The following is a 25925-nucleotide window of genomic DNA, read 5'->3' on the forward strand; positions in this document are numbered from 1 at the left end:
GAGCCGTCTCAAAGCATGACTGAGACCGCCTGGAACAAGGCCAGCGCCTGCTTGTCCAGCGCGTCATCGACCGGGAATGGCTGCGACGACATCTTGACCACAACGGTTTCGGTCGCCGGGTCGACATAGAGCCACTGTCCATGAATGCCGATGCCGCAGAAGGCACCGTTGTCGTAGCCGGTCTGGTACCATTTGTTGCGGTAGCAGCCATTGGGAAGCAGGAACGCGAAATCGCCCTTGCGCCAGGCTTCGCGGTCGCCGCCGGTCGTCGTGTCCTCGACCCAGCTTTGCGGCAGGATGCGCCGGCCTTCGAATGAGCCGCCGCAGCGCATCATTTCGCCGACTCGGGCAAGGTCGCGCGCCGAGACGGAGACGCCGCCTGCCGCTCGGGCCGTGCCTTCGGCGTCGACCGTGATCTGCCCGCTGAGCTTTGCGCCCAAGGGTGCCCACAGACGGTCACTCATCAGGTCGGTATAGCGCCGGCCCGAAGCGCGCTCGACGATGATGCCGAGGAAATCGGAGCAGGGCGAGCGGTAGCGGAAGACTTCGCCATGCTCCTTGCCGGCGAGTTTGGGGAGGCTGAGCAGGAAGGCCGGCAGCGTCTCCTGAGCGCCCGGCCGTGCGGGATTCCACAGCATGGCGCGGCGATAGCGGGCGAAGGCGCTTTCGGGATCGAGGTAGAGTTCCTCGAAATCGAGCGCCACCGTCATGTCGAGAACATGCTGGACCGTCGCGTCGCCGAAAGCCGAGCCCCTGGCTTCGGGAACGTAGGTCGTGACCGGGGCCGAAGGATCGAGCAGTCCGTCGGCTTGAGCCACGCCGGCGATGATGGCGGTCAGCGACTTGCTGATCGAGAAGATGATGTGGCGGCCCGCCGGCTTCATATGCCGGGCATTGTATTCGCCGACGAATTTGCCGCCCTTCATGACCAGCAAAGCGTCGGTATGCGAGCGCTTGAGGAATGCGGCGATGGTTTCCGTCTCGCCTTCGAGAGTAACTTTCTTGGCCAGCAAATCCTCGAGGTCGCCGATGGGCGCTTCCGGGCCGGCTTCCGCGACTTCGATCTCGGCGCTCGGCACCAGTTCGCCGGCATTCTGGAACGACCAGCGATTGTAGGGCTCGGTGCGCCAGTTCTCCAGCGTCACATCGGGGCGGCGAAAGCCGTATTTGTTTTCGAATGCTGTCGGGGTGGTCATGATGGTCCTTCAGGAATGTTCTTTTGTCTTGCCTCAGGCGAGTGCGGCGGCGATGGCGTGGATGGCCTTCAGCGTCGCGACCGAATAGGCGATGTTGCCGAAATCCGGGTAGGTCGACAGCTTGACGACGACCATGTCGTAATCCCAGTTGATGTAGATGAGCTGCCCGAAGACACCCCGGCACATCAGCGTGCACGACTTGGCATCCTCGAGCCAGAACTGGTTCTTGTAGGAGCCGTTGGGAAGGCTTTCGTTGAATGCGGGGCCGTGGATGGCGGTTCGTGTCGCCTCGATCCAGGCGGGTGGAACGATGCCGCCGCCGTTTTCGAGGATGGCCTGGCCGAAGCGGCCAAAGTCCCTCAGCGTCGCGTTGAAGCCGCCATCCGCCAGCGCGTAGCCGGCGCGGTCGACGGTGAAACAGGCGCTCTCTTCCGCGCCGATCTTCTGCCACAGCTCTTCCGACACCAGTTGTGCCAGGCGTTTGCCGGTAACCCGCTCCATGGTGAAGGCAAGCACGTCGGTCTCGATCGAGCGGTAGACGAACTTTTCGCCGTGCGGACGCTCGGTCTCCTTGAGCCCGAGAATCTGCTCCCAGATATGCGTCGGCCATTTGAATGCAGGATCGCTGCCGGGTGGAATCGGCTTCCAGCCTGCCGCAACGTCCGTCTGGCCCATCTCGGAGTAGCGGTCGGTGTATTCCTCGCTGTAGCGAACACCGGTCGTCATATCGAGAACATGCTGCAGCGCCGCGCCGCGCCAGCCGGTGTTTTCGAGTTCCGGCAGATAGCGGGTAACTGGTGCCGAGGGGTCGATCAAACCGCGTCCGACGAGAATGCCGAATACGCTAGCCGTGACCGACTTCGCCATGGATTGCGACAGATGCAGGGTGCGGGGCGTCATGCCGTTGAAATAACGCTCATAGGCGATCGCGCCGCCCTTGAGCACCAGAAACCCGTCCGTGTATGTCTCGTCGAGATGGCCGGCGAGGGTGGTTGGCGCACCTGTGCTGTCCACTGTCGGCACATCGTCAAGCTCGACCTCATTGCGCGCAAGCTCGCGCACCGGCCCATCGCCGCGCCAGACTTCGACCGTCGGCAGGATCTCGCGGATGTGCTGGAACGCCCAGCGGTTCCATGGCGGGCGGTCCCAGTCGAGCCTTGGCGGCACCATCTGCGGCGGCGAACCCTGCATGATGGCAGGGGCGGGGTCGCTGTTGCGATAGGAAGTCATTGCCTGCTCCACGGAAATGCAACCCCGCAGCATTCCTGCGGGGCCTTTCCAGCTTGGGTGTTCCGATGGTTACAGCTTCGGCCGTTTGGCCTTTTCGCCGTACCAGCCACCGACCGCTTTTTCATAGGCCATGCCGGCGCGGAACACGTCCTCGTCGCAATAGGTGCGGCCGACGATCTGGATGCCGGTCGGCACGCCGTTCTTGGCATGGCCCGACGGCAAGGACAGAACCGGGCAGCGGCTCATCGTGTTGAACGGCGTGGTCATCACCCAGCCGAGCGAGGGATTGACCAGTTTGCCGTTGATCCTGACCTCGTCCTTCGACTGATCGTGGTCGGCCGGAACCGAGGGCAGCGCCGTGGTCGGGCAGATCAGCACATTGTATTTTTCGAGCAGCGGCCCGAGCGTCATATACATGCGGCCGGCCACTTCGAGGCTGTTGACGAAATCGGTCGCCTTGGAACCCGCGCCGTCCTCGGCAAATTTGCGGGCATAGGTGGTCATCTCGTCGGCATGCTCGGGCAGGAGCTTCGACAGGAACGCGCCGAACAGATGGTTCAGATAGGCCATCCCGGCTTCCAGCACCTCCGGCCCCCAGCCTAGATCGACTTCCTCGACCTCTGCGCCGAGCGAGCGGAACACGTCGAGCGCCTTTTTGGTATTCTTCACCACCTCCGGATCGACCTCAAAGCCGCCGAGATTCATCGAATAGGCGATCTTCCAGCCCTTGATCGGTTTGAACTTGGTCGGCAGCGTCAGTTTGGGGCGCAGCGAGGCGATATCGAGCGGGCTCGGGCCGGTCATGACGTTCTGGAGCAGGATCGCGTCTTCCACCGTGCGCGCCAGCGGGCCGGTGTGGCAGTAGAAATCGAGGTTGAAGGGTGGATCGTCCGGGTTGCGGCCATAAGGCGGCTTGTAGCCGACGACGCCGCAGGTCGAGGCCGGGATGCGGATCGAGCCGCCGATGTCGGAGCCGGTGGCGATGGACGACGTGCCCGAGGCGAGCGAAGCGCCGGCGCCGCCCGACGAGCCGCCCGGCGTGAATTTGGTGTTCCATGGATTGCGCGTGACGCCCCACAGCCGCGACCACGTGTAGGCCGCGCAGGAGAATTCGGGCGTTGCCGTGCGCGCATGGACGATGCCGCCGGCCTTTATGACGCGCTCGTTCATGGTCGAGGAGGAGTCGGCGACGAAATCCTTCATGATCAGCGAACCGCCGGTGGTCGGCTTGCCCTTGATGTAGCTCTCGTCCTTGATGCCGATGGGGAGGCCTTCGAGCGCCCCGGTCTTCTTGCCCTTGGCGTACTTGGCTTCTGCCTTTTTGGCCAGATCCATCGCCTCGTCGAAATGCGTGTTGGTGAAGGCGTTGACCTTGTCCTTGGTCGCCTCGGCGCGCTTGATCACCGCTTCCATCAGTTCGACGGGCGAAAGCTTCTTGGCCTTGAAGCGCTTCAGGGCTTCGCTTGCCGGCATGTAGCAAAGGTCGAGATCGCTCATGATAGACACACCTCCTTCGTGTCCATGCCCCATTGCTCGCCGGACGATGTCCGGACGCGGGCTGGTATCGAAAAATCTCTTGGCTTGGTTTTAAAACAGGCCCCGGCGGCTTGCCGCCAGGGCCTTGATCGCACCTACTTCAGAAGATCGGTCCAGATCTTGGTGTACATCGTCTGCACGTCCGGCGGGCAGGCGATATTGAACTCGCCCTTCTCGGCGAATTCGGCCGGGATGTTCACCTCGGGCGCGGTCTTCATGTCTTCCGGCATGAAAGCTTCGGAACCCTTGATGCCGTTGGCATAGCGGGCGAAGGCCGAGATCATGGCCGCATTCTCGGGGGCCATGATGAAGTTCACGAACAGCTTGGCATTTTCGGTGTTCTTGGCGTCCTTGAGAATGGCGACGTTGTCCATCCAGATCGGGTAGCCTTCCTTCGGATAGCCGTAGACGATCTTGTCGTTCTGCAGGCGCGCGCGGAAGGAAGCACCGTTCCAGTTGACGCCGGCCGAAATATCGCCCTTGCCGTAGCGATCGACGTTGCCGTAGTCCATCGACAGCCATTTCGGCTTGGCCGCGACCAGCGTGTCGCGCACCTTCTTCAGCACTTCCTTGTCGCCGGTGCACTGCTTGCCGCCGACATAATGGATGGCGAGCGCCATCACGTCGCTCATCTCGGGCACGACATTGACCTTGCCGACGAGTTCGGCCGGCGGGTCCATGAAGATCGCCGACGTGTTCGGGTCACCCGAATAGACCGAGGTGTTGACCGTCACGCCGGTCGTGCCCCACTGCCACGGCACCGAGTAATGACGGCCCGGATCGAACGGCACGTCGACCCATTTCGGGTCCATGTTCTTGAAGTTCTCCATCTGGTCAGGGCGGCTTTCCAGCAACAGTCCTTCGTCGATCCAGACATTCATCACCGAAGCTGAAGGCACGACGATGTCGAAGCCATGGCCGCCCTGGCGGATCTTGGCCAGCGCGGTGTCGTTGGAATCATAGTCGGTGACGGTAACCTTGACCTTGAATTGCTCTTCGAACTTCTTGATCAGCTCGGGGCTGGTGTAGTTGCCCCAATTGTAGATGTTGAGCTCGCCTTCGGCGCGCGCCATGCCCGCCGAGGCCAGCAACGACAGCCCCACGGCCGTCGCAGTCAGTTTCCAGTTCATGCGTCTTACTCCCATTGTTGGGACCGGCCGTTTTGCGGCTTCAGGTCCGCTTCCTGCTGATGATGAAGAAGATTGTGACGATAGCTACCGACAGCAGCAGGAAGACTGTCGAGATCGCATTGATTTCCGGCGTCACGATGCGCCGGAGCTGGCCGAGCATGTAGGTCGGCAGCGTGTCCTGTCCGCCTGACTTGACGAATTCGGTGATCACCACGTCGTCGAGCGACACGACGAAGGCCAGCATCAGCCCGGCGAGGATGCCCGGCCACAGCAGCGGCAACGTCACATAGCGGAAGGTTTTCCATCCCGTGGCGTAGAGATCGGCTGCAGCCGTTTCCAGCGACAGGTCCATGTTCTCCAGGCGGGCGCGGATCGGCAGGTAGGCGAAGGGAATGCAGAAGGCGGTGTGTGCTGCGATCAGGTAGCCGAGGCCGGAATAGCCGGTCCAGATCTTGATGCGCGAGAAGAACACCAGCAAGGCCACGGCGGTGACGATTTCCGGCACCATCAGCGGCTGGTTGATGAAGGCATATTTGAAGGTCAGGCCCTTGTAGGGCTTGGTTCTGGTCGTGGCGAGTGCCGCCATGGTGGCTGCGACGGTCGCGATCAGGGCAGCCGCGATGGCGATCTGGAACGAGCGGATCGAGGCGTCGATGACCTGGGTGTTGTTCCACGCCGAGTAGAACCAGCGCAGCGAAAACCCTTTCCAGATGGCGACCGAGTCATTGTCGTTGAAGGCGTAGGCCACCAGCGTGACGATCGGCAGATAAAGCAGGAAGAAGCAGATCATCGCTACAGTGGTGAAGCCGGTCTGCTGGCGGATATCGAACGTTGCTCGCTTAGCCATGTCCGGCCCCCGTCTTGCTGGCGTTGCGGACATAGAACATCAGCGTGATCATGACGATCGCCATCAGGGTGATGGACAGCGAGGCGCCCAGCGGCCAGTTGCGGCCCTGGCCGAACTGAAGCTCGATGAGGTTGCCGATCATCAGATTGGTGCCGCCGCCCATGACGCGCGGCGTGACATAGGCGCCGAGCGAGGGGATGAAGACGAGGATCGAGCCAGCGATGATGCCCGGCTTGACCAGCGGCACGATGATGCGGCGCAGCACCTGCATGCGGCTCGCATAGAGATCGTAGCCGGCCTCGACGAGCCGGAAGTCGATCTTTTCCATGCTGGCATAGAGCGGAAGCACCATCAGCGGCAGGTAGACATAGGTCATGCCGACCAGCACCGCGAAGTCGGTGTACATGAACTGGATCGGTGCGGTGGTGAGGCCGAGGAACCGCAGCAGCGAGTTGATCAGGCCCTCGTTGCGCAGCACTTCCATCATCGCGAAGGTACGGATCAGGAGGTTCGTCCAGAACGGGATGGTGATCAGGAACAGCCAGATCTCGCGTCGTCCCTCGGGGCGGGTGGCGATGAAATAGGCGGTCGGAAAGCCGAAGATCAGGGTCAATATCGTCGTCAGCAGCGACAGCGATATCGATCGTGTGAAGATCGACAGGTTCGCCTTAGCGAATGAAAGCGTGTCATCGAAGATGTCGCGCTCGAACAGCACGTTCATCCAGGCATCGGTCGAAAATTGCCATTTCACGTCGCCGTAATTGCCCGGCGCGAGAAAGGAATAGACGAGCACGATGAACAGCGGCCCGATCGCGGCAAAGAAGATGATCAGCAACGCAGGCGCAGACAACAGCCAGCGCGTGCGGATGTCGTCGCTTTCAGCCTTTTCGGCAGTCTCTTGTGCGGTTGCCATGGTTTAATCTTTCAAAACCTGGGCCGCGTCATCCGAGATCGACACGCCGATGCGCTCACCTTCTTCGAAGCCGCAGGATGCGCTGCGGCTGTTCTGCTGGCGCACGGTAAAGAGGTCGCCATCGTCAAGCCGGACAAGGATATGCGTGTCGGTGCCGAAATAGACGATGTTTTCCACCGTTCCCGAAAGCTCGCCCGGGCCTTTGACCGCCTTGGCATGCTCGGGCCGCACGACGATCGTGGCTTCTCCCTTGGGCGTAAAGCCTTCGGCGACAGTCGCGGGGATCGTCTTGCCCGATTTCAGAGTGGCCTTTGCCTTGCCGTTGGCGACGTTGTCGATCTTCGCGGTAAGGAAATTGGTCTCGCCGATGAAGTCGGCGACGAAACGCTCCGCCGGTTTGTCGTAGATGTCCCAGGGCGTGCCGACCTGCAGGATCTTGCCCGCCGACATCACGGCGATGCGGTCGGACATGGTCAGCGCTTCTTCCTGGTCGTGCGTGACGAAGATGAAGGTAATGCCGGTTTCGTTCTGAAGGCGCTTAAGCTCGATCTGCATTTCCTTGCGCAGCTTGTAGTCCAGCGCCGAAAGCGGTTCGTCGAGCAGGAGCACCTTGGGCTGTGGAGCAAGGGCGCGGGCGAGGGCAACGCGTTGCTGCTGGCCGCCGGAAATCTGGCTGGTGCGGCGCTTGGCCAGTGCCTCCATCTTGACCAGCTTGAGCATCTGGCTGACGCGGGCCTCGATCTCGGCTTTCGGCTTGCCCAGCATCTGGAGACCGAAGCCGATATTCTCGGCGACCGTCATATGTGGAAACAGGGCGTAGTTCTGGAAGACGGTGTTGACCGGTCGCTTGAAGGGCGGCAGCGGCGCGATGTCGTTGCCATAAAGCAGGATTTGCCCGTCGGTCGGGAAATCGAAACCGGCAATCAGCCGGAGCAGCGTGGTCTTGCCGCATCCGGATGGGCCGAGGAGGGTGAAAAACTCATTTTCGCGGATCGGTACCGAAACGTTGTCCAGCGCGGCTACCCGCGCCTCACCCGTTCCGAAAATTTTACTGACCCCAATAACTTCAATCGCATTCCTATCCGGTTTGTCCGGCACGATTACGCCTCACTGTTGGCCCCGCTCTTGTCGGCGGAGTACGTCCCCAATTTATTGTGATCACACGGCCGGGACATTGGCAACCCGGAATTGAATCACGGTTCAATTATCGCATTCAGTCTAGCAATCGCCGTGCCAGGCTTACGCCTGATACGTGACCTTGCCGCCGCAGATCGTAGTCACCGGGCGGATGGTATGGAGATTATGCGGGTCGACAGCTTCTAGATCGCCCGAGAGGATCACCAGATCGGCTACATAGCCGGGTTTCAGCGTGCCCTTGCGGTTCTCCATGAATTCCGCATAGGCGCCTTCGACCGTATAGCCGGCGATAGCCTCATGCAGGCTGAAGCTCTGGTCCGGATCTCCGTCTGCCCAAGGTTTGCGCACGACAGCCGCTTGAATGCCCGCTATCGGATCAATCGGCGATACCGGCCAGTCGGACGCAAAGACGACGCGCGCGCCGGCGTTCTTCAGTGTCCGCCATGCGTAGGAGAGCGGCCAGCGTTCCTTGCCGATACGCGAGACGGTCGGCTCCAGCGGCAGGCCCATCGCACCGGGTGGGTGGGGAGGCTGCATGGACGCCAGCACGCCGAGATCGGCGAAACGTGGAATGTCTGCCTCCGTGGTCACCTCGATATGCTCGATGCGGTGGCGGCTGTCGCGCTTGCCGTTGGCCTTTTGCGCCGTCTCATAACCGTCCAGCACGGAGCGCACCGCGCCGTCGCCGATCGCATGTACGGCGATCTGCAGGCCGCGCCGGTCGGCCTCGGTGGCAACCGCGTTGAACTGCTCCTGCGTAAACAGCGGCTCGCCCACCCAGTCCGTGCGGTCGGCATAAGGCTCGACCATGACGGCGGTCCAGCTATCCAGGACGCCGTCCATGAACACCTTGACCATGCCCGACGAAATCCATTCGGACTTGTAGCGCTCGGCCATCAGCGAGGCTTTTTCGAGCGCATCGACGGTCATGAAGTTCTTGTAGTGGAACGGTATCTGCACGCGGCAGAGCAGGCCGCCCTCGGCTTCGATCTCCGAAAGGAGTTCGAGCTGGTGCAGATTGCCGTCCATGTTCTGGATCGAGGTGATGCCGTGCCTGGCGCACCATTCGAGGCCGCTCTTCATGATCGCGCGGTCGGAAGCCTGTTCGGCGGCCGTCGGCTTCGGGTCCGGCTCGCCGCCGGTCGCGAGGCCAAGCCGCACGCGACCCTCTCCTGCAAGCGCAAGCAACGGGCCGAAAGCCTCGCCCTCGCGCAATTCGCCTTCGGCAAGCCCGTCTTCGCCCATGACGATCTCGTTGCCCGGCCCGAGCTTTTTGCCGTGCAGCAGGCCGGCCATCTCAAGCGCCTTGGTGTTGGCCCACATCGTATGATGGTCCGGTGCGGCCATGACGAAGGGCCGGTCGGGCAGGATGCGATCGAGATGGTGGCGGGTGACCCGTTCGGCGGCTGAGAGAATGGTGTAGTCCGCTCCCTGGGCCTGCAGGATGGTCTGGTTGGGCCGCGCTGCGGCATAAGACCGCACCGCCTGCGAAAGCGCATCAAACCCGTGGACGCCCATCAGCTGAAGGTGATCGAGTTCGGCAGCACCGGCGAACAGATGCATGTGCGCTTCGACGAAGCCGGGCAGTACAGAATTGCCCTGCGCGTCGATTATACGGGTGTCCGGGCCTTTCAGTTGCAGAATCGTATCGCGATCTGCGATCGCAATGATTTCGCCGCCCTCGATGGCAATCGCTTCGGCGCGAGGGGTATCTGGATCCATCGTGAGAATACTTGCATTCACAACGATAAGATCGGCCTTTTGCGGCATTCTGTTCACCCATTTTTGCTCAGGCTAGCAGAGTATTGGCATCTGGCAAGCCGTCTCGGTGCTGGCTCACTACAATTCGCGATTGCCCCTTGGCGGCATCAAAACTCTCTGTCACAAAGCAGTCGGTCAAGAAATGACGATACCAACAGGGGTGAACAGAAAGACAAAATGAAGACGATTTTTTCTCCTCTCCACGCCGGTCATGGCGGCCAGATGGAACTTGTCTCGGGCCAGATCGTGCCGGGTTTCGAAAAGCCTTCGCGGGCCGAATTCATCAAGGCGCGGGTCGAATCCGAGAAGCTCGGGCCCATCCTTGCGCCGAAGGAACATTCGCTGGACGCGGCCAAGCGCGTTCATTCCAGCGACTACATCGATTTCCTGCCGACGGTTTGGCCGGAATGGCAGAAGGCCGGCTTTCCCGGTTCTGCCATGGCCTTCACCTGGCCGACGCGCGGCCTGCGCGGCGACGTTCCGCCGAAGCGGATCGACGCACTGCTCGGCTACTATTCCTTCGACGCCGGCGCGACCTTCGTCAAAGGTACATGGGATGCGATCAAGTCTTCCTACGAAGTCGGCCTGACCGCGGCCGAACTGGTCAAGGCCGGTGAACGTGCTGCCTTCGCGCTCTGCCGGCCGCCGGGTCACCATGCCGGTGCGGCCTTCATGGGCGGCTATTGCTTCATCAACAACGCCGCCGTCGTTGCCCAGTGGTATCGCGACCAGGGTGCGGCGCGCGTCGCCATCCTCGATGTCGACTATCATCACGGCAACGGTACGCAGGAAATCTTCTACGAGCGCGACGACGTGCTGATGATCAATCTGCATGGCGACCCGATGACCGAGTATCCGTTCTTCCTCGGCCATGCCGACGAGCGCGGCGCGGGCAAGGGCGAGGGCTTCAACCACAATTATCCAATGGCTCCCGGTACGGCATGGGACAAATGGAGCGCAGCACTTGATGACGCCTGCGCCAAGGTCGCGGCCTACGCGCCGGATGTCGTCGTCGTCTCGCTCGGTGTCGACACGTTCGAGAAGGACCCGATCAGCCAGTTCAAGCTGAAGAGTTCGGATTATCCGAAGATGGGCGAGCGCATCGCCAGGCTCGGCCTGCCGACGCTGTTCGTCATGGAAGGCGGCTATGCTGTCGAGGAAATCGGCATCAATGCCGTTGGCGTGTTAACCGGCTTCGACAATGCCTGACATTCTCTGAGAGGCAGGCGGTTGTCCGCCTCTCGTCATTTCGCGAAACCCCATTTCCAAGTTCGGAGCAGAGAGCATGAGCAATCACCTGAATTTCTACATCGACGGCAAATGGGTTTCGCCGGTGGTCCCGGCTACGCTGGACGTGATCGACCCCTCGACCGAAGAGGCCTATACGGCGATCTCTCTCGGCTCCAAGGCTGATGTCGACAAGGCGGTCGCTGCCGCGCGGGCGGCCTTCGTCCGCTTTTCGCAAACGACGCAGAAAGAGCGCCTGGCGCTGCTGAACAAAATTCTCGAAGTCTATAACAGGCGCTACGAGGACGTGGCGCAGGCAATCTCGCAGGAGATGGGTGCGCCGATCACCTGGGCGCGCGAGGCGCAGGCGGCTGCCGGCCAGGCCCATATGGAATCGACCATCAAGGCGCTGGAAGACTACGAATTCGGCCATCTGCGCGGCTCGACCATGGTGGTTAAGGAGCCGATCGGTGTCTGCGCGCTGATCACGCCATGGAACTGGCCGCTCAACCAGATCGTCTGCAAGGTCGCGCCGGCAATCGCGGCAGGCTGCACCGTGGTGCTGAAGCCTTCCGAGATCGCGCCGATCAGCGGCATCGTATTCGCCGAGATCATGGACGAGGCCGGCGTGCCGAAGGGCGTGTTCAACCTCGTCAACGGCACCGGGCCGGATGTCGGGCAGGTCATGGCCGAGCATCCCGACGTCGACATGGTTTCCTTCACCGGCTCGACGCGCGCTGGCATCATCGTCGCCAAGGCTGCCGCCGACACGGTCAAGCGCGTGGCGCAGGAACTTGGCGGCAAGAGCGCCAACATCATCCTGCCGGACGCCGATTTCGCCCATGCCGTGCGCGAGGGCGTCAATGGTTGCTTCGGCAATAGCGGTCAGTCCTGCGATGCGCCGACGCGCATGCTGGTGCCGGTCGATCGCCACGACGAAGCGCTGGCTGTGGCCAAGGAAGCCGCCGAGGCGCACCGGGTCGGCAATCCGACCTCCGAGGATACGCAACTCGGCCCCGTCGTCAGCCAGCTTCAGTACGACAAGATCCAGCGGCTGATCGAAACCGGCATTTCCGAGGGTGCCACGCTGGTCACCGGCGGGCCCGGCCGGCCGGAAGGGCTCAATCGCGGTTATTACATTCGCCCGACGGTCTTCGGCCATGTCACGCCCGACATGACGATCGCCCGCGAGGAAATTTTTGGGCCGGTTCTCTCCGTCATCTCCTATGAGGACGAGGATGAGGCCGTGCGCATCGCCAACGACACGGTCTATGGCCTTGCCGCCTATATCCAGTCGGAAAATCTCGAACGTGCCCGCCGCGTCGCCGGCAAGATGCGCGCCGGCTCGGTCTATCTCAACTATCCCGCCTGGGACACGCACGCGCCCTTCGGCGGCTACAAGCAGTCCGGCAACGGCCGCGAATATGCCGACTGGGGCATCCACGATTTCCTGGAGACCAAGGGGATCGTGGGGTACGGGAGCTGAGGTTTATCCGCGCGGCGGTGAAGAGTTTCCATCGTCATCCCGGCCAAGGGAGCGAAGCGACTGCGAGCCGGAATCTATTGAGCAGCACGGCCGGTGACGGAAGCGTGGTGAGCCGCGCCAATGCGAAGCGATCACGCCAGGGTGAGAACCGGGCCGTGCTCTATGTTTTTCAGACCAATGGGTTCCGGGTCTTTCCTCCGCTTCGCTCCGGTCGCCCGGAATGACGAAGGCGGTGCGTTTATCGCAAGTCGTCAGCGCTGAGTATGTCGCTGAGGCCGCGTAGGCTGCTGCGAGGATCATCCACAAAAGAAAACACCCGCCGAGGGAGGAGGTTCGGCGGGTGTTCTATGGTTCGGTCGACGATCGGGAGGAGGTGAAGGTCGACCGTATCCGGCATTGCCTGGGAGGAGGTAGGCGCCGCCGAAATCACTCATATAAAATCGGTTTATTTCCTCCTTTTCGCAACCCTCAATAGTGCATGGCTGCCTTGCAAATTGTGCAATGCAGCATTCAATGCTGCGATGCGTCATGACCCAAATTTATCATCCGACGACGCAATTCAACAGATTGTTGATTTTTGTCCAAATATGGACTATATCCATTCATGGACAAGGAAGTGATCATGAGCCAGGCCCTTCGCAAACATACCGAGACCATCGCACCGGAGCCGCAGCGGCTCGATAGCGCGCGCTTTGCGCCGGCCAACAGGCGGCGGCTCAGCGCGCCGGCCTTGCGCACCTTCGTTTCGATCGCCGATCTGTGGGGCCTCAACGAGGAGGAGCGCCGGCTGATCCTTGGCTATCCATCGCGCTCGACCTATCAGAACTGGACGAAGCTTGCCCGCGAACACCGGGAGTTCACGCTGGACGTGGATACGCTGACGCGCATATCGGCCGTGCTCGGCATTCATCAGGCGCTCGGCATTCTCTATGGTGGCGACCGGGAAGGGGTGGCCTGGCTGCGCGGACCGCATGACGGAACCATCTTCAATGGGCGGCCGCCGCTGGCGCTGGTCACCAGCGGCTCGCAGGATGCGCTTCTGACGGTTCGCCGTTTTCTCGATGGCGCGCGCGGCGGCATCTATATGGAACCGAACGCGGTCGATGCGGCCTTTCAGCCCTATGAAGAAACGGATGTCGTTTTCCGGTGACGGAGACGCTTTCGCCCGCGCCGCGGCCGGCGCATCGCCTCATCCCGTCGCAATTCCCGCCCATCGGCCTGTTCGATACCGTCGCGACAGCGGCCGACCTGACGGCGGTCATGGACCTCGTCGGCTGGACGAATGATCGGCTGGTGGCCGATCGCATCAATCGCCTGCCGCAAAGCGAGTGGGTTTATGGCCGGCCGAACGCCAGCATCGTCATGGCCGCTTTCCTGCATGTCCCGCCCACCGGCGCACGGTTCAACGGGCCTGAGCTGGGCGCATGGTATGCGGCGGCCGACCTGACCACAGCCGCCACTGAGGTCGGCCACCATCTGCGCCGCGAGGCGGTCGCGCGGGGACTAACGGAACTGAAGCGGAAATACCGCGCCTACACGGCCCGGCTGGAAGGCGAATATGTCGACATAAGAGGGCTGCAAGCATCGTTGCCAGCGCTTTATGCGCCCCACAGCTATGCCGAATCCCAGCCTTATGGAGAGGGCGTAAGGGCATCGAGGAATGACGGCATTCTCTATGACTCGGTCAGATTGCGTGGCGGTATCTGCGTTGCTGCCTACAGGCCGTCAAAGATCGAAGACGTCGTGCAGGCCGACCATTTCGAGATCACGGTTTGGGCCGACAGGCGCACCATCGACGTGAGGAAACTGAAGTCCGGCAAATAGCGGCTGGATGAATGGGCTCTCATCCAACCGCAGAATTTTTGCGCCATTTCGGCCAAACTTGAAATTTTTTAACTCTACAATATTTGTAGAATTAGCGAGGCTTGTCTCCTGAATGAATATCAGGAGGCCTTTATGGCACATACAGACACTGTGATGTTTCGCGCTTTGGCCGATCTTTTGCGGGCAGGCAGGACCGATGCTTTATGCCGTCCTGTGGAAAAACGGAAAAGCCAAGTGGTTTCAAAGGAGGAGGCGGAGAAGAACCGGCTTCCCGAGCGCGAGGAGGGTTTTTATTGGGCCTGGCAGTATCCCGGGCTTTGGTAAAACCGAAAACTGGTGCTAGGATTGCCCCAGGCCCGAGCCATTTTGCCAGCCAGGGCCGGTTCAGCGCAACACCCCCTCAGCGGGTTTCATGCCCGCCTGTAACCCGTGTTCACTCGCGTTCCCCCAAAGAGGATGAGTTCAGAAGAAGACTGTCGCAACGACCGAAAAAGTGAGGAAACAGATATGCCAACTTTGCTGCCCCCGCTTCATGAAGGCCATGCCCCATTCGTTCTTCATCAGGCTTTCCACGACGCGCTGGATGCTTACGAGGACTGGGCGCTCGATGCACCCGAACCCTTTGTCGAATTCGACCGCAACAATGTCGCCATAAGTGCCGTGTTCGGCCGGATGCGGACCTGCACCGATATCCTGCCGATCCGCACGCTCGATGCCGTTCGTGACGTGGTTGGCGCCAAAGCTGCGCAGGAACTGGCCAGCGACCAGATCACCTATGCGCATGCCGCGCTGTTGCTCCGGGCCCTCTGCGTGGACAGACTCAGAAACTGACGGGCGATTCCGCCCGTTTCGCATTTCCCTGATTTTGTAGAATTTCGTTCGCGAAACTAATGTTTGATAGAAACGTGTTCCTCGTTTCGGCGTAAATTTCGCACTCGACAATGTCTACAAAACTCATAGACTATCTGTAATTACGGAGGTCGTGATGTCTTTAATACAGCAATCTGGAACCAGGCGGCTTTCGCTTCGCGGTTCCGTGACGTCCCGCCCGGCCGGCATTCGTGTCGGTCTTGAAACGTTGATCTTTGCGCTCGCATTCGGCTTCACCGTTGCCGTCGTGCTCGGGCTGATCCCCTGACGGGAGCGAGACAAAATAGAGGCAATCCGCGCGGGGGCGCGGACCTAAAAAACAAGCCTTACAAAACTGAAAATCAGGTTTTGCGCTGAACAGCGCTGCCGGGAACATGATGGAGGAGAATGCCATGCATGTCGAATTCACCAGCCGTATCGAAAGATGGACCGAGGCTGAAGCTGCCCGTTCATCCGATCTGCTCGCCCGCCAGAGCCAGGCGCATCGCCTTGCCCGCGCGGTCGAAGGCGCCGGGCTTGACCGGCTGCTCATCGCAGACAATCAGGGTCTTGCGGACAACGGCCAGCTTGCGTCTTTCGTTCTGCACAACACCTTTAACCTGGGCGTGGTCGTATCCCACAGCGCTGGCGTTCTGGCGCCGCAGGTCGCAGCTCAGCAATTCGCCACGCTCGACCAGTTGAGCGGCGGGCGGCTGTCCATCCGCATCGTGGCCGGTGATAGCGGGCTCGATCATGAGGCGAGCCTTGCCCGCACAGACGAATATCTCGTGCTGCTCAAGCGGCTGTGGGCAAACGACAAGCCTTTCGACCACGAAGGCCCGCATTACAGCCTGAAGCAGGCCTTTGCCGGATCGAAGCCTTTTGGCCGCGCGCAAATTCCCTTCATTCTCGGCGGATTGTCCGGCACGGCGATCAAGATTGCAGCGAAACATGCGGATTTGTTCGAATTGCCCGCCGGCACTGTTGCCGAGGCGCGGCAGATCATTTCGCGGGTGCGCGCTGCTGCTGCCTGTCATGGTCGGACGGACAAGATACGCTTCTCCGTGCCCGTCCGGCCGGTGATCGCCGGCACGCGGGCCGAAGCCTGGGCCAAGGCCGACCGGCTCGGCCATGACGGCGAAGCGATCCGGCTTGTCGGAACCGCGGAGCAGGTGGCGCTGGCCCTGCTTTCCTATTGCGATCTCGGCGTTCGCGAGTTCGTCCTGCACGGCCTCGACCAACCGCACGACCTTGCGACCTTCGGCAGGGACGTGGCCGCGATCGTCAAGCGTTCGGTGGCGCGCCAGGAGTCCGAAGCGCCTCAGCCGGAATTCGGAGAGGCGATTTACCTCCCGTTCCGTAGCCGCGCGTCTTAAGCGAGGTTGAGAGCTAAGCGAGGTTGAGAGCCGGCTCTGGCCCTTACACGGGCCTGGGCCTGCGCGGCTGGCCGATTGAACATTCGAGCGTAGCCACGTCCCATCCGGCCGACTGCGCTGCAGCGCGGTAAGTGCTTTCCAGGAAAACCAGAAGAGCGGCCTCGGGATCTGCTGCCTGGCGAACCGCATCATAAGGCAGCAGGAATTCGCCGAGCGTCTTGTCGAAATAGGCGGCTTCGGGCACCACTTTTGCATTGGCAAACCCCGCTGGTGCCGGATAGGCGTAGGAATAGAATGCCGGAAAATCGACGCCGCCTCCGCCCGGCCAGAAGCCTGCCGACGAAACCTCGTGGCTGTAGGCTTCGCGGGTAACGTCGTCGGGCAATGAAGGTATGCCGCCGGGATGCAGCGGCGCTCGCCTGCCGGAAAAGCGCGTCACGGCGAGATCGAAACTTCCCCAGAAGAGATGAACCGGGCTGACCTTGCCGAGAAAGCCGGTGCGAAAAGTTTGGAACACGCCGGATACCGAGGTCAGGGCCCGGAAGAAGCGGGTGACTGCTTCGGCATCGTAAGGACGCTCCGCCCGGTCCTCGGTAAAGGGTAGGGCGTCGGGGATTTCGTTGGGCGAGCCGTGCAGTTGGGGTGTCCCTCCGAGCGAACGGACAAGATCGATGAACCGCCGGTAGAAGGCCGCGACGGACATCGGTCCGAGCGCGAAACTCGCCTTGCGCCCGTCGGTGGAAGCTCCGACCATCTGGTGGTCGATGAGATCGAAGCTCACCTCGATGCCACCGGACCGGTCAGGCACCAGTCCAGTGGTGAGGCCGCGAGCGTTCGGATAGAGCGTGGCGTGCCATGAATGGTTGACCCATGGCGTCCGGGCGAGCCGGTACTTGCCGACGATCTGGGTGTAGAGGTGAAGCGCGGAGCATGTGTCGCGCCACGGAAGGTAGGGTATTTCAGGCCAGCCTTCACGCATGAGCCGGTTTCCTCCGCCGTTTCAAACAGAAACTGGACGGGATTTTCCGGCGTGTCCATCCCGGCTCGATCACGTTCGAGAGGGTACGGAAATTCAGGCAACCTTCTCCGTCAGGCGTCTGGCCAGTGCCGAACACTGGGTGCGTATGTCGGGGATCGCCTCGATCTCGAAGAAGGTTCCGCGCGTCAGCGGGCCGATGGCGAACAGGCGGGTGGAAGCAGCGCCTTCCGCATTGACGATGGCGCAGCCCGGCGTGACGTCGAGGCCGATGCGCAGCGGGTCAGGCCGGGCAAGGCCACGCTCGATCAGGGAGCGCACGATGGGGTTCGATCCCGTCGACAGGTCGGTGGTGATGCCGGTGCAATCGTAAATCCGCGCTACGTGCAGCGTCACGGCTTCCTGCTTGTGGCGTGGGCGAATGGTGGCGGTGAAACCATCGCCGTCCTTGTGCACACTTTCCAGTTTGCCAGCGAGCAATTCCAGATCGCCTGCCGCCAGGGCGCGCGAGACGCGCTCATGCAGGGCAGGCGGCATGCGGTGGCGGTGAATATCCCACCACGCGCGGGTGTGTTCGATGAAACGCCGCTTCGCGCCCGAAGGCCAGCTCTGCCAGATGCGCTGGTTGAATGGCCTGATGCCGTCAACGACATCGCGCCAGTTGCCGCCGGCGTCTTCGGTCTCGCGCACGAGCTGTCGAAACCAGCGTATGAAATAGGAGAGGTCGGTGCCGAGCGGCACGTCTGCGGCGTCCAGCCTTATCGGTTTGCCGCGCCGGTGGATCGCCGGCAGCAGCCCGCGCCGGGAGAGCGCGACGATCTTGCCGCTGTGTCCACGGTTTTCCAGCGACAGCCAGAGATCGATCATGCTGAGTCCTGTTCCCAGAACCAGAACGGACGCGTCGGCGGGCAGTGGCGTGTCTTCGGTCGATCCGGGCCGGATGGCGCCGCGATGATCTGGCGGCGCCTGCTCCTCATGTCCGACGGCAAGGACAGCGATGTGGCCGACAAGGCTTGTTCCATTGGCAAGCTTGACCTCGACGCCGGAAGGCGTCGTCGTCACCGACTGGCAGGCCTCGTTCAGCGTGTGCAGCCTTCCGGTGCCTTTTTCCTGCTCGTTGAGGCGATCGAGAATCTCGCGAAGATATTCGCCGTAGAGGCTGCGCGGCACGTAGATCTGCGGATTGTCCGGTTCGGCAAGCCCGCGCCCGACCAGCCAGCGGAAGAAGTGCTCGGGATCGTCGGCATAGGCGCTCATGCCGAACGCACTGACGTTCAGCACATGGTCGGGCAGGTTGGTGGAATAGGCGACGCCCTGGCCGAAGGCCTCCCGCTTCTCGATCAGCGTGACGCGGATGTCGGCATCGGGGTCGCGCAACAGATGCGCAGCGAGCACGACGCCGCTGGCGCCGCCGCCGATTATGAGGATCGATTGCCTGCCGGTTGCGCGCTCAGCCATGAGATGGCCTCCGCCCCGTCAGAATATCAGGGCATGTCAGATGTGGTACTTGATGTCCTGCAGCACGTCGTCGTTGTCGGCGTCGCGCATGGCAGCCAGGCTGCGATTGTCCAGCACGTCGGCAACCGCCTGACGTACCTCGAGCATCATGTGCCGGACTTGGCATGTCGCCTCGTCGCAATCTTCGCAGCGCTGATACTGGGTGCGGCTGGCGCAGGGGATCGGGGCCAGCGGGCCGTCGAGAACACGCACGACATGGCCGATCTTGATCTCGGCAGCCGGGCGGGCGAGGCGATAGCCGCCGTCCTTGCCCTTGCGGCTCTGGACGAAGCCGGCATTGCGCAATTCGCCGAGGATGGCGTCGAGGAATTTCTTCGGGATGTTGTTGGCAACCGCGATGTCGTTGACGAACGCCAGCTGGCCGACAGGCATGCCTGAAAGATGAACGAGAGCCTTGAGGCCGTATTTGCCTTTTTTAGTGAGCATGCCCGCAACATTTCATCAGAAGTTCGCCTAAGCCTGTGGCGATCGTTTGTGTGCAAATCATGGCGGATAGCCCCCGCATCGCTGCACCACCCAGACTTAAAATCGAGCGACATGATAAACAAGCTCAAACTCGTTGATTTTTGGTGACTTTTCAGGCTGCTGTGGCCGATTTGATGCAATTTTCGCCGTGTTTAGCCCCGCCGGCCCGCATTGCGGCCAAAAGGATGGCAAGTTGCCGGGCTGCGAGCTCGATCCCGACCAGCGAAGCCGAATCGACCGAATGCAGGGAGAAATGTTTCGTCACGGCGGCCACTCCTCGAAGATAATTCTACAAGAGTAGTAGACATTCAGCTGCTTGGCTTGGAACGACATTGCGCTCCAAACTTATCATCAGCATGAATTTGCCAAGAACCAAGGCAAGTCAGGAATATTGACCGCTGATCGCGCAAACCGCCGAAAGATGCGATCCTGTGCCTTAACCCGCAGCGAAAATGCGTCCGCGCCGGACCGTGACAAAGCCTTCATCGCCGGCCTTGGCCTGGATTTCGGGCGCAACGTCGAGTTCCAGCGTCTCGCCCTGGTCGGTCGCGGCCAGCAGACGCCTGCCGTCGGGCCGGTCGATAACGCGCAGGATTTTTGCCGGCACGCCGTCGCCGTGCTCGGTCCAGTCGAGGTCGCTGGGGCGCACGAAAATCTCCGCCTTGCCGTCGGCCACGCCGGGCGCGGGCAGGGCGGCATTTCCGACCACTGCGCGTCCACCCGACACATTTGCCGGCAGGCGGTTGGTGTCGCCGAGAAAACCCATGACGAAGGGCGAATTGGGTTCGCGGCAGACTTCCTCCGGCGTGCCCTGCTGGACGATCTTGCCGTCCTTGAGGATGACGACGCGGTCGGCGAGGTCGAGCGCCTCTTCCTGATCGTGGGTGACGAACAGGGTGGTGATGGCGAGTTCCTCGTGGATTTCGCGCAGCCAGCGGCGCAGGTCGCGGCGCACATTGGCGTCGAGCGCGCCGAAGGGCTCGTCGAGCAGCAGCACTTTCGGGTCAACGGCGAGCGCGCGGGCGAGCGCAACGCGCTGGCGCTGGCCGCCGGAAATCTGGCCGGGAAAGCGCTGTCCGAGGCCATCGAGCTTCACCAGCCGCAGGAGATCGGCGACGCGGGTGGTAATCTCGGCTTTCGAGCGCTTCACCTTCGACACTTTCATGCCGAAGGCGATGTTTTCCGCCACCGTCATATGCGGGAACAGCGCGTAGTGCTGGAAGACAAAACCGACGCCACGGTCGCGCACCGGAATGTCGGTGGCGTCCTCGTCGCCGAAATAGATCTTGCCGCCATCGGCATATTCGAGGCCGGCGACCATGCGCAATATGGTCGTCTTGCCGGAACCTGACGGCCCGAGCAGCGCCACCAGTTCGCCGCTTTCGATTTCCAACGAAACGCCATGCACGGCGCGGAAGGTGTCGAAGGTTTTTACGACGGTGTCGAGGCGGATTTTCACGTCGTTGTCTCCGGAACGGTTTGGTTTGCGGCCAGTGTCGGACGGCCGCCACGGCCGGCTCCCCGGCGCTCCAGCAGCACTTTGGCAACCAAGGTAACCACGGCCAGCACGGCGAGGATGGAGGCGGCGGCGAAGGCACCGGCGGTCTGGTAGTCGTGGTAGAGCAGTTCGATATGCAGTGGCAGCGTGTTGGTCTGGCCGCGAATATTCCCGGAAACGACCGACACCGCGCCGAACTCGCCCATGACGCGGGCATTGCACAGCACCACGCCGTAAAGTAGCGCCCAGCGGATGTTGGGCAGCGTCACCGAAAAGAAAGTGCGCCAGCCGGATGCGCCGAGCGAGGTCGCGGCTTCTTCCAGATCGCGCCCTTGCGCCTGCATCAGCGGGATCAGCTCGCGGGCGACGAAGGGGGCGGTAACGAACATCGAGGCCAGCACGATGCCGGGGAGCGCAAACAGGATCTTGATGTCGGCCGACTGCAGGGCAGGCCCGAACAGGCCCTGTAGTCCGTAGACGAAGAGATAGGCGACGCCGGCGACGATCGGCGAGATCGAGAAGGGGATTTCGATGACGACCAGCAGGAAACGCCGGCCCCAGAAATCGAATTTGGTGATCGCCCAGGCGGCTGCGACGCCGAAGGCGGTGTTGATCGGCACGGCGATGAGCGCTGTCGTGACGGTCAGGAGAATGGCGTGGAGCGTGTCGGGATCGGCAATTGCTGCGGCATAGACCGCCCAGCCTTGCGAAAACGCCTGCACGCCGATGACGACCAGCGGCGCGACGATGAAGATCGCGGTCACCACCAACACGGCGGCGATCAAGGCACGGCGGAAGCCGGGCTGGTCGCCGACACGCGGTGGTTTTCTGGTTTTGCCAGCCATCGCTCAGCCCCTCGCCGTGTAGCGCAGGGCACGGGCCTGCAGGATGTTGGTGACGGCGAGCATCACGAAAGCGGTGATCAGCAACACCGAGGCGATCGCGGCAGCGGCCTGATAGTCGTATTCCTCAAGCCGGATGAAGGCCAGAAGCGCGGTGATCTCGGTCGAGAAGGGCTGGTTGCCGGCGATGAAGATGATGGCGCCGAACTCTCCGAGGCTGCGGGCGAAGGCAAGCGATACGCCGGCAAGAATCGCGGGCGTCAGCAATGGCAGGATGACGCGCGCAAAGATTGAAGCGTCGGAGCCGCCAAGCGACTGGGCGGCTTCCTCAAGTGCGGGGTCGAGGTCCTCCAGCACAGGCTGGATGGTTCGCACGATGAAGGGCAGGCTGGTGAAGGCCATGGCGATCATGATGCCGAGCGGTGTGTAGGCAACCTGAATGCCGGCTTCGCCGAGGATCGAGCCGAACCAGCCGTTGGGCGCGAAAAGTGCCGTCAGCGCTATGCCGGCGACCGCGGTCGGCAGGGCGAAGGGCAGGTCGACCAGTGCGTCGATGAAGCGGCGGCCGGGAAAGCGATAGCGCACCAGAACCCAGGCGAGCGCGAAGCCGAAGACGAGGTTGAAGGCGGTGGCGGCGAGGGCAGAAAGCGCGGTGACGCGATAACTCGCCAGCGCGCGGCCCGACGAGACGATGCGCCAGTAATCTTCAAAACCGAGGCTCGCCGCCTTGTAGACCAGCGCACTGAGCGGCAGCACGACGATGATCGAGACGTAGACCAGAGTTATTCCGAGCGCCAGGGGCAAACCCGGCAGGACGCGACGAGCCACGGACAAAGCCTTCCGGAAAATCGAAACTCAAAAAAGCGGAAAGCCGGCATGACCGGCTTCCCGCCCTTGAACAGCAATCGAGCTGAAGGGTCAACGCTCGCCGTAGATCTGGTCGAGCAGTGCGCCGGAAGCGAAATGCTCGGCCTGCACCTTGTCCCAGCCGCCGAAGACGTCCTCGACGGTGACGAGGCGGACTTCGGGGAACTTGTCCTTGAACTCGCCGGCGACCTTCTCGTCGTGAACGCGGTTGCCGTTTTCAGCGAGGATCGTCTGGCCTTCCGGCGTGTAGAGGAAGTCGAGATAGTTCTTGGCGAGGTCGCGCGAGCCGCGCTTGTCGACCACCTTGTCGACGATCGCCACCGGGAATTCGGCGAGCAGGCTGACCGGCGGCACGACGGCATCATATTTGTCTTCGCCGAACTCCTTGCGGATGCCGGTGGTCTCCGATTCGAAGGTGATCAGCACGTCGCCGATGCCACGCTCGACGAAAGTCGTGGTGGCGGCGCGGCCGCCGGTGTCGAAGACCGGGACGTTGTCGAAGATCTTGGTGATGAATTTCTTCACCTTGGTCTCGTCGCCCTTGAAGGCTTCCTTGGCGTAGGCGGTAGCAGCGAGATAGGTGTAGCGGGCGTTACCCGAGGTCTTGGGGTTCGGAAAGATCACCTTCACATCGTCACGGGCGAGATCGTTCCAATCCTTGATGTTCTTGGGGTTTCCGGCGCGCACGAGGAAGGAAGGCAGCGAATAGAAGGGCGAAGACTGGTTCGGGAAATCGCTCTTCCAGTCGTCCGAGACGAAGCCGTTCTTGGCGAGGAAATCGATGTCGGTCACCTGGTTGAAGGTCACCACGTCGGCCTCCAGCCCCTCGACGATGGCGCGCGCCTGCTTGGAGGTGCCGGCATGCGACTGGTCGATGGTCACGCCGGGGTGGGCGGCGACATAGGCCTTGTTGACTGCGACGAACAGTTCGCGCGCAACGTCATAGGAGGCGTTCAGGAGCTTGTCGGCGGCAAAAGCCGATACGGGGGCGGCGAGCAGGCCGGCAATTGCCGCGCCAACGAGCAGGAAACGTCTCATTCGGATAACTCCATGATCCCAAAAGTTGTTTTGTGTTTGAGGCTCAACCTAGCCGAAGCGCATGTAACCCCGCGAGGAAGTAGCTGCCTTTCGACGGCGTGGCATGAGAACAGGATTCTAATGATCTCACCTTGTTAGAATTTCATTTCACCGGTGACGCATCGTCTTTTCGTGTGACGGATATTTTTGCCATTTTGGGAAAAATCATCTCTGCGAGAATCCATTTTCGCCGATCGCTGCGAGTGGGCGGAATAGTGTTTTCGATGTCGGCGAAAATTCGCAAAACGCGATCCTCTGTCCGCGCGGCGGCACCTTTAAAATAGAAACATGAATCGGCGGCGACGGGCCGCCAATCCGGCTGGGGCTTCCAGAGGAGTGCAGCATGACCACATTGATACTTCCCGGCCTGAACGGTTCCGGCGAGGACCATTGGCAGCGCCACTGGCTGGTGGACCATGACGATGCGATCCTCGTCCAACAGGAGCATTGGGACAAGCCTGTGCTGGAAGACTGGCTGCATACGCTGGAAAGCGAACTCGTCGCCCATCCCGGCGCTGTTCTCGTCGCGCACAGCCTCGGCTGCATCCTGGCGGCAAAGCTCGCCGGGCGGCCGGCTGCCGAGCATGTCGCCGGTGCGGTGCTGGTCGCGCCGTGCGATATCGACGTGACCAATGCTAGGCATCCCGGCCTGATCGACTTCGGCGCAATGCCGCGCCGCCGGCTTCCGTTTCCGTCGATCTTCGTCGCCAGCCGCAACGACAGCTACATGGATTTCGATATCGCGCAGGAATATGCGGGCGTCTGGGGCAGCGGGCTGGTCGATATCGGCGATGCCGGGCACATCAACGTCGCCAGCGGCTTCGGCCGCTGGGAGGATGGCTATGCGCTGGCTTCGTGCTTCAAGTTTGCGCGGGCGGCTTGAGGCTGTCCTTCGAAGCTGCGTTCCTTCGCGCCCCCTCTGGCCCGCCGGCCATCTCCCCCACAGGCGGGGAGATTAGCTGTGTCTCCCGCCCCGCACTTTTTTCAACGTTGGTGATTGGCGAAAGCCGACCTGAAGGCTGATCTCCCCACCTGTGGGGGAGATGGCCGGCAGGCCAGAGGGGGGCAACGTAGAGCGGTAGCTTCGCCGAGTGGAGGTGGGGAAACGCACTCAACCCTCAGCCAGAAAAACCTTCCACCGCCGTGGCCGGAACGCCACGCGGCTTTTCTGCGCGGCAGGGTGCTCGATCGGCAGTTCGATCTCGACGCGCTGCCTCTCGCCGCCGATCTCCAGTTCGACACGCCGCGTGCCGGCAACGCGCCGGCTGGCCACCACCGTGCCGGCTATGCAGCCGTTGCATTCCTCCAGCAGCTCAACGTCGTGCGGACGAAAATAGAGCTCTGCCTTGCCGTTCGGGGCGTCCGGAACGGAGAGGCCGATGGGGCGGTCGGCGACCCACAATTGGCCGTCCTCGACCTTCACCGGCAAGGAGCTGGATTCGCCGATGAAGCCGTAGACGAAGGGCGAGTTGGGCGTATCGTAGACCTCGTCGGCGGTGCCGACCTGTTCGATGCGGCCCTGGCTCATGACGACGACGCGGTCGGCAAGCTCCAGCGCTTCCTCCTGATCGTGCGTGACGAAGACCGTCGTGTGCCCCGTGGCGTCGTGGATTTCGCGCAGCCAGCGGCGCAATTCGCGGCGCACCTGCGCGTCGAGCGCGCCGAAAGGTTCGTCGAGCAGCAGCACCTTCGGCTCGATCGCCATGGCGCGGGCGAGCGCCACGCGCTGGCGCTGGCCGCCGGAAAGCTGCGCCGGATAGCGCTTTTCAAGGCCCGAAAGCTGGACGAGATCGAGCAGTTCGGAGGCGCGGCGGCGGATTTCGGCTGCGGCGGGCCGGGTTGCGCCCGGACGAACCTTCAGGCCGAAGCCGACATTGTCGGCCACCGTCATGTGCCGGAACAGCGCATAATGCTGGAAGACGAAGCCGACATTGCGCTCCTGGATGGTGCGATGCGATGCGTCCTCCTCGCCGAAATAGATCGCGCCCTTGGTCGGTTTCTCCAGCCCGGCGATCAGGCGCAGCAGCGTCGTCTTGCCCGAACCGGAAGGGCCCAGCAGCGCAATCAGCTCTCCGGACTTGATGTCGAGCGAGACGTCGTGAAGCGCCGGAAACCGGTCGAACTCCTTGCGCACATTGGCGACGCGAACTTCCATAAAACTACCCTTGTT

25 protein-coding genes are annotated in these 25925 nt (G+C 61.9%); 9 read left to right on the top strand and 16 right to left on the bottom strand.

What is annotated here, in order from left to right; all coding sequences use genetic code 11:
- Nucleotides 1-8: 8 nt before the first annotated feature.
- The 8 genes from WBQ96_RS06135 to WBQ96_RS06170 all read right to left on the bottom strand — a co-directional run bounded on the left by WBQ96_RS06135 (nt 9) and on the right by WBQ96_RS06170 (nt 9759).
- Nucleotides 9-1196: a serine hydrolase domain-containing protein gene (locus tag WBQ96_RS06135; RefSeq protein WP_336548385.1), complete on the bottom strand. Its 1188-nt coding sequence runs from the start codon at nt 1194-1196 to the stop codon at nt 9-11.
- A 33-nt stretch (nt 1197-1229) separates the two neighbouring features.
- Nucleotides 1230-2426 (bottom strand): serine hydrolase domain-containing protein, encoded by a 1197-nt coding sequence (locus WBQ96_RS06140; RefSeq protein WP_336548388.1) that lies wholly within the window; start codon nt 2424-2426, stop codon nt 1230-1232.
- 69 nt (nt 2427-2495) lie between these two features.
- Nucleotides 2496-3923 carry an amidase gene (locus tag WBQ96_RS06145; protein ID WP_336548390.1) on the bottom strand — a complete coding sequence of 476 codons (1428 nt, stop codon included), beginning with the start codon at nt 3921-3923 and terminating at the stop codon, nt 2496-2498.
- A 134-nt stretch (nt 3924-4057) separates the two neighbouring features.
- Nucleotides 4058-5092 carry an ABC transporter substrate-binding protein gene (locus WBQ96_RS06150; RefSeq protein ID WP_336548391.1) on the bottom strand — a complete coding sequence of 345 codons (1035 nt, stop codon included), beginning with the start codon at nt 5090-5092 and terminating at the stop codon, nt 4058-4060.
- Between the two features lie 40 nt (nt 5093-5132).
- Nucleotides 5133-5939 carry an ABC transporter permease gene (locus WBQ96_RS06155; protein WP_165116276.1) on the bottom strand — a complete coding sequence of 269 codons (807 nt, stop codon included), beginning with the start codon at nt 5937-5939 and terminating at the stop codon, nt 5133-5135.
- Nucleotides 5932-6852, bottom strand: a complete 921-nt coding sequence (locus WBQ96_RS06160; protein ID WP_336548393.1) for an ABC transporter permease — start codon at nt 6850-6852, stop codon at nt 5932-5934. Before WBQ96_RS06160 ends, WBQ96_RS06155 begins: the two co-directional genes overlap by 8 nt.
- A 3-nt stretch (nt 6853-6855) precedes the next feature.
- The gene (locus tag WBQ96_RS06165; protein ID WP_165116272.1) at nt 6856-7950 is read right to left on the bottom strand and encodes an ABC transporter ATP-binding protein; all 1095 of its coding nucleotides are present in this window, start codon (nt 7948-7950) and stop codon (nt 6856-6858) included.
- Nucleotides 7951-8091: 141 nt separating this feature from the next.
- Nucleotides 8092-9759 carry an amidohydrolase gene (locus WBQ96_RS06170; RefSeq protein WP_336548395.1) on the bottom strand — a complete coding sequence of 556 codons (1668 nt, stop codon included), beginning with the start codon at nt 9757-9759 and terminating at the stop codon, nt 8092-8094.
- Between the two features lie 168 nt (nt 9760-9927).
- On the opposite strand from WBQ96_RS06170, the gene WBQ96_RS06175 reads away from it, so the two are divergent.
- The 8 genes from WBQ96_RS06175 to WBQ96_RS06210 all read left to right on the top strand — a co-directional run bounded on the left by WBQ96_RS06175 (nt 9928) and on the right by WBQ96_RS06210 (nt 16512).
- Complete coding sequence (locus tag WBQ96_RS06175) at nt 9928-10959, top strand: histone deacetylase family protein (protein ID WP_336548398.1); 1032 nt, start codon at nt 9928-9930, stop codon at nt 10957-10959.
- A gap of 76 nt (nt 10960-11035) precedes the next feature.
- On the top strand, nt 11036-12463 hold the full coding sequence (locus WBQ96_RS06180) for an aldehyde dehydrogenase family protein (RefSeq protein WP_336548400.1): 1428 nt from the start codon (nt 11036-11038) through the stop codon (nt 12461-12463).
- A 622-nt stretch (nt 12464-13085) separates the two neighbouring features.
- Entirely contained in the window at nt 13086-13613 is a 528-nt protein-coding gene (locus WBQ96_RS06185; protein WP_336548401.1) for an antitoxin Xre-like helix-turn-helix domain-containing protein, read from the top strand.
- A complete protein-coding gene (locus WBQ96_RS06190; protein ID WP_336548404.1) occupies nt 13610-14287 on the top strand; it encodes an RES family NAD+ phosphorylase in 678 nt (225 codons plus the stop codon). The genes WBQ96_RS06185 and WBQ96_RS06190 overlap by 4 nt, the downstream gene beginning before the upstream one ends.
- A gap of 132 nt (nt 14288-14419) precedes the next feature.
- On the top strand, nt 14420-14611 hold the full coding sequence (locus WBQ96_RS06195; RefSeq protein WP_165116260.1) for a hypothetical protein: 192 nt from the start codon (nt 14420-14422) through the stop codon (nt 14609-14611).
- 183 nt (nt 14612-14794) lie between these two features.
- A complete protein-coding gene (locus tag WBQ96_RS06200) occupies nt 14795-15118 on the top strand; it encodes a hypothetical protein (RefSeq protein ID WP_165116258.1) in 324 nt (107 codons plus the stop codon).
- A gap of 154 nt (nt 15119-15272) precedes the next feature.
- On the top strand, nt 15273-15425 hold the full coding sequence (locus tag WBQ96_RS06205) for a hypothetical protein (RefSeq protein ID WP_336548407.1): 153 nt from the start codon (nt 15273-15275) through the stop codon (nt 15423-15425).
- Nucleotides 15426-15549: 124 nt separating this feature from the next.
- Complete coding sequence (locus WBQ96_RS06210; RefSeq protein ID WP_336548408.1) at nt 15550-16512, top strand: LLM class flavin-dependent oxidoreductase; 963 nt, start codon at nt 15550-15552, stop codon at nt 16510-16512.
- Between the two features lie 43 nt (nt 16513-16555).
- On the opposite strand, the gene WBQ96_RS06215 is transcribed toward WBQ96_RS06210, so the two are convergent.
- From WBQ96_RS06215 to cysP, 7 genes are all read right to left on the bottom strand, one after another.
- Nucleotides 16556-17491: a DUF5996 family protein gene (locus WBQ96_RS06215; RefSeq protein WP_336548411.1), complete on the bottom strand. Its 936-nt coding sequence runs from the start codon at nt 17489-17491 to the stop codon at nt 16556-16558.
- A gap of 93 nt (nt 17492-17584) precedes the next feature.
- The gene (locus tag WBQ96_RS06220) at nt 17585-18946 is read right to left on the bottom strand and encodes an FAD/NAD(P)-binding protein (RefSeq protein ID WP_336548413.1); all 1362 of its coding nucleotides are present in this window, start codon (nt 18944-18946) and stop codon (nt 17585-17587) included.
- Between the two features lie 36 nt (nt 18947-18982).
- The gene (locus tag WBQ96_RS06225; protein WP_165116248.1) at nt 18983-19432 is read right to left on the bottom strand and encodes an RrF2 family transcriptional regulator; all 450 of its coding nucleotides are present in this window, start codon (nt 19430-19432) and stop codon (nt 18983-18985) included.
- Between the two features lie 475 nt (nt 19433-19907).
- On the bottom strand, nt 19908-20930 hold the full coding sequence (locus WBQ96_RS06230; protein WP_336548416.1) for a sulfate/molybdate ABC transporter ATP-binding protein: 1023 nt from the start codon (nt 20928-20930) through the stop codon (nt 19908-19910).
- On the bottom strand, nt 20927-21814 hold the full coding sequence (cysW, locus tag WBQ96_RS06235; protein ID WP_336548418.1) for a sulfate ABC transporter permease subunit CysW: 888 nt from the start codon (nt 21812-21814) through the stop codon (nt 20927-20929). The genes WBQ96_RS06230 and cysW overlap by 4 nt, the downstream gene beginning before the upstream one ends.
- Nucleotides 21815-21817: 3 nt before the next feature.
- Nucleotides 21818-22639 carry a sulfate ABC transporter permease subunit CysT gene (gene cysT, locus WBQ96_RS06240; protein WP_336548420.1) on the bottom strand — a complete coding sequence of 274 codons (822 nt, stop codon included), beginning with the start codon at nt 22637-22639 and terminating at the stop codon, nt 21818-21820.
- Nucleotides 22640-22729: 90 nt separating this feature from the next.
- Nucleotides 22730-23716: a thiosulfate ABC transporter substrate-binding protein CysP gene (gene cysP / locus WBQ96_RS06245; protein ID WP_336548422.1), complete on the bottom strand. Its 987-nt coding sequence runs from the start codon at nt 23714-23716 to the stop codon at nt 22730-22732.
- A 382-nt stretch (nt 23717-24098) separates the two neighbouring features.
- Here cysP and WBQ96_RS06250 point away from each other — a divergent pair, with 382 nt between their 5' ends.
- Nucleotides 24099-24638 (top strand): RBBP9/YdeN family alpha/beta hydrolase, encoded by a 540-nt coding sequence (locus WBQ96_RS06250; protein ID WP_336548424.1) that lies wholly within the window; start codon nt 24099-24101, stop codon nt 24636-24638.
- A 228-nt stretch (nt 24639-24866) separates the two neighbouring features.
- Here the strand turns inward: WBQ96_RS06250 and WBQ96_RS06255 are convergent, their stop codons facing one another.
- Nucleotides 24867-25910, bottom strand: coding sequence for a sulfate/molybdate ABC transporter ATP-binding protein (locus tag WBQ96_RS06255; protein WP_165116234.1), 1044 nt, complete (start codon nt 25908-25910; stop codon nt 24867-24869).
- Between the last annotated feature and the right edge of the window lie 15 nt (nt 25911-25925).

It is taken from the genome of Mesorhizobium sp. CCNWLY176, from assembly GCF_037153935.1.
In the GTDB taxonomy this organism is placed as follows: domain Bacteria; phylum Pseudomonadota; class Alphaproteobacteria; order Rhizobiales; family Rhizobiaceae; genus Mesorhizobium_M; species Mesorhizobium_M zhangyense.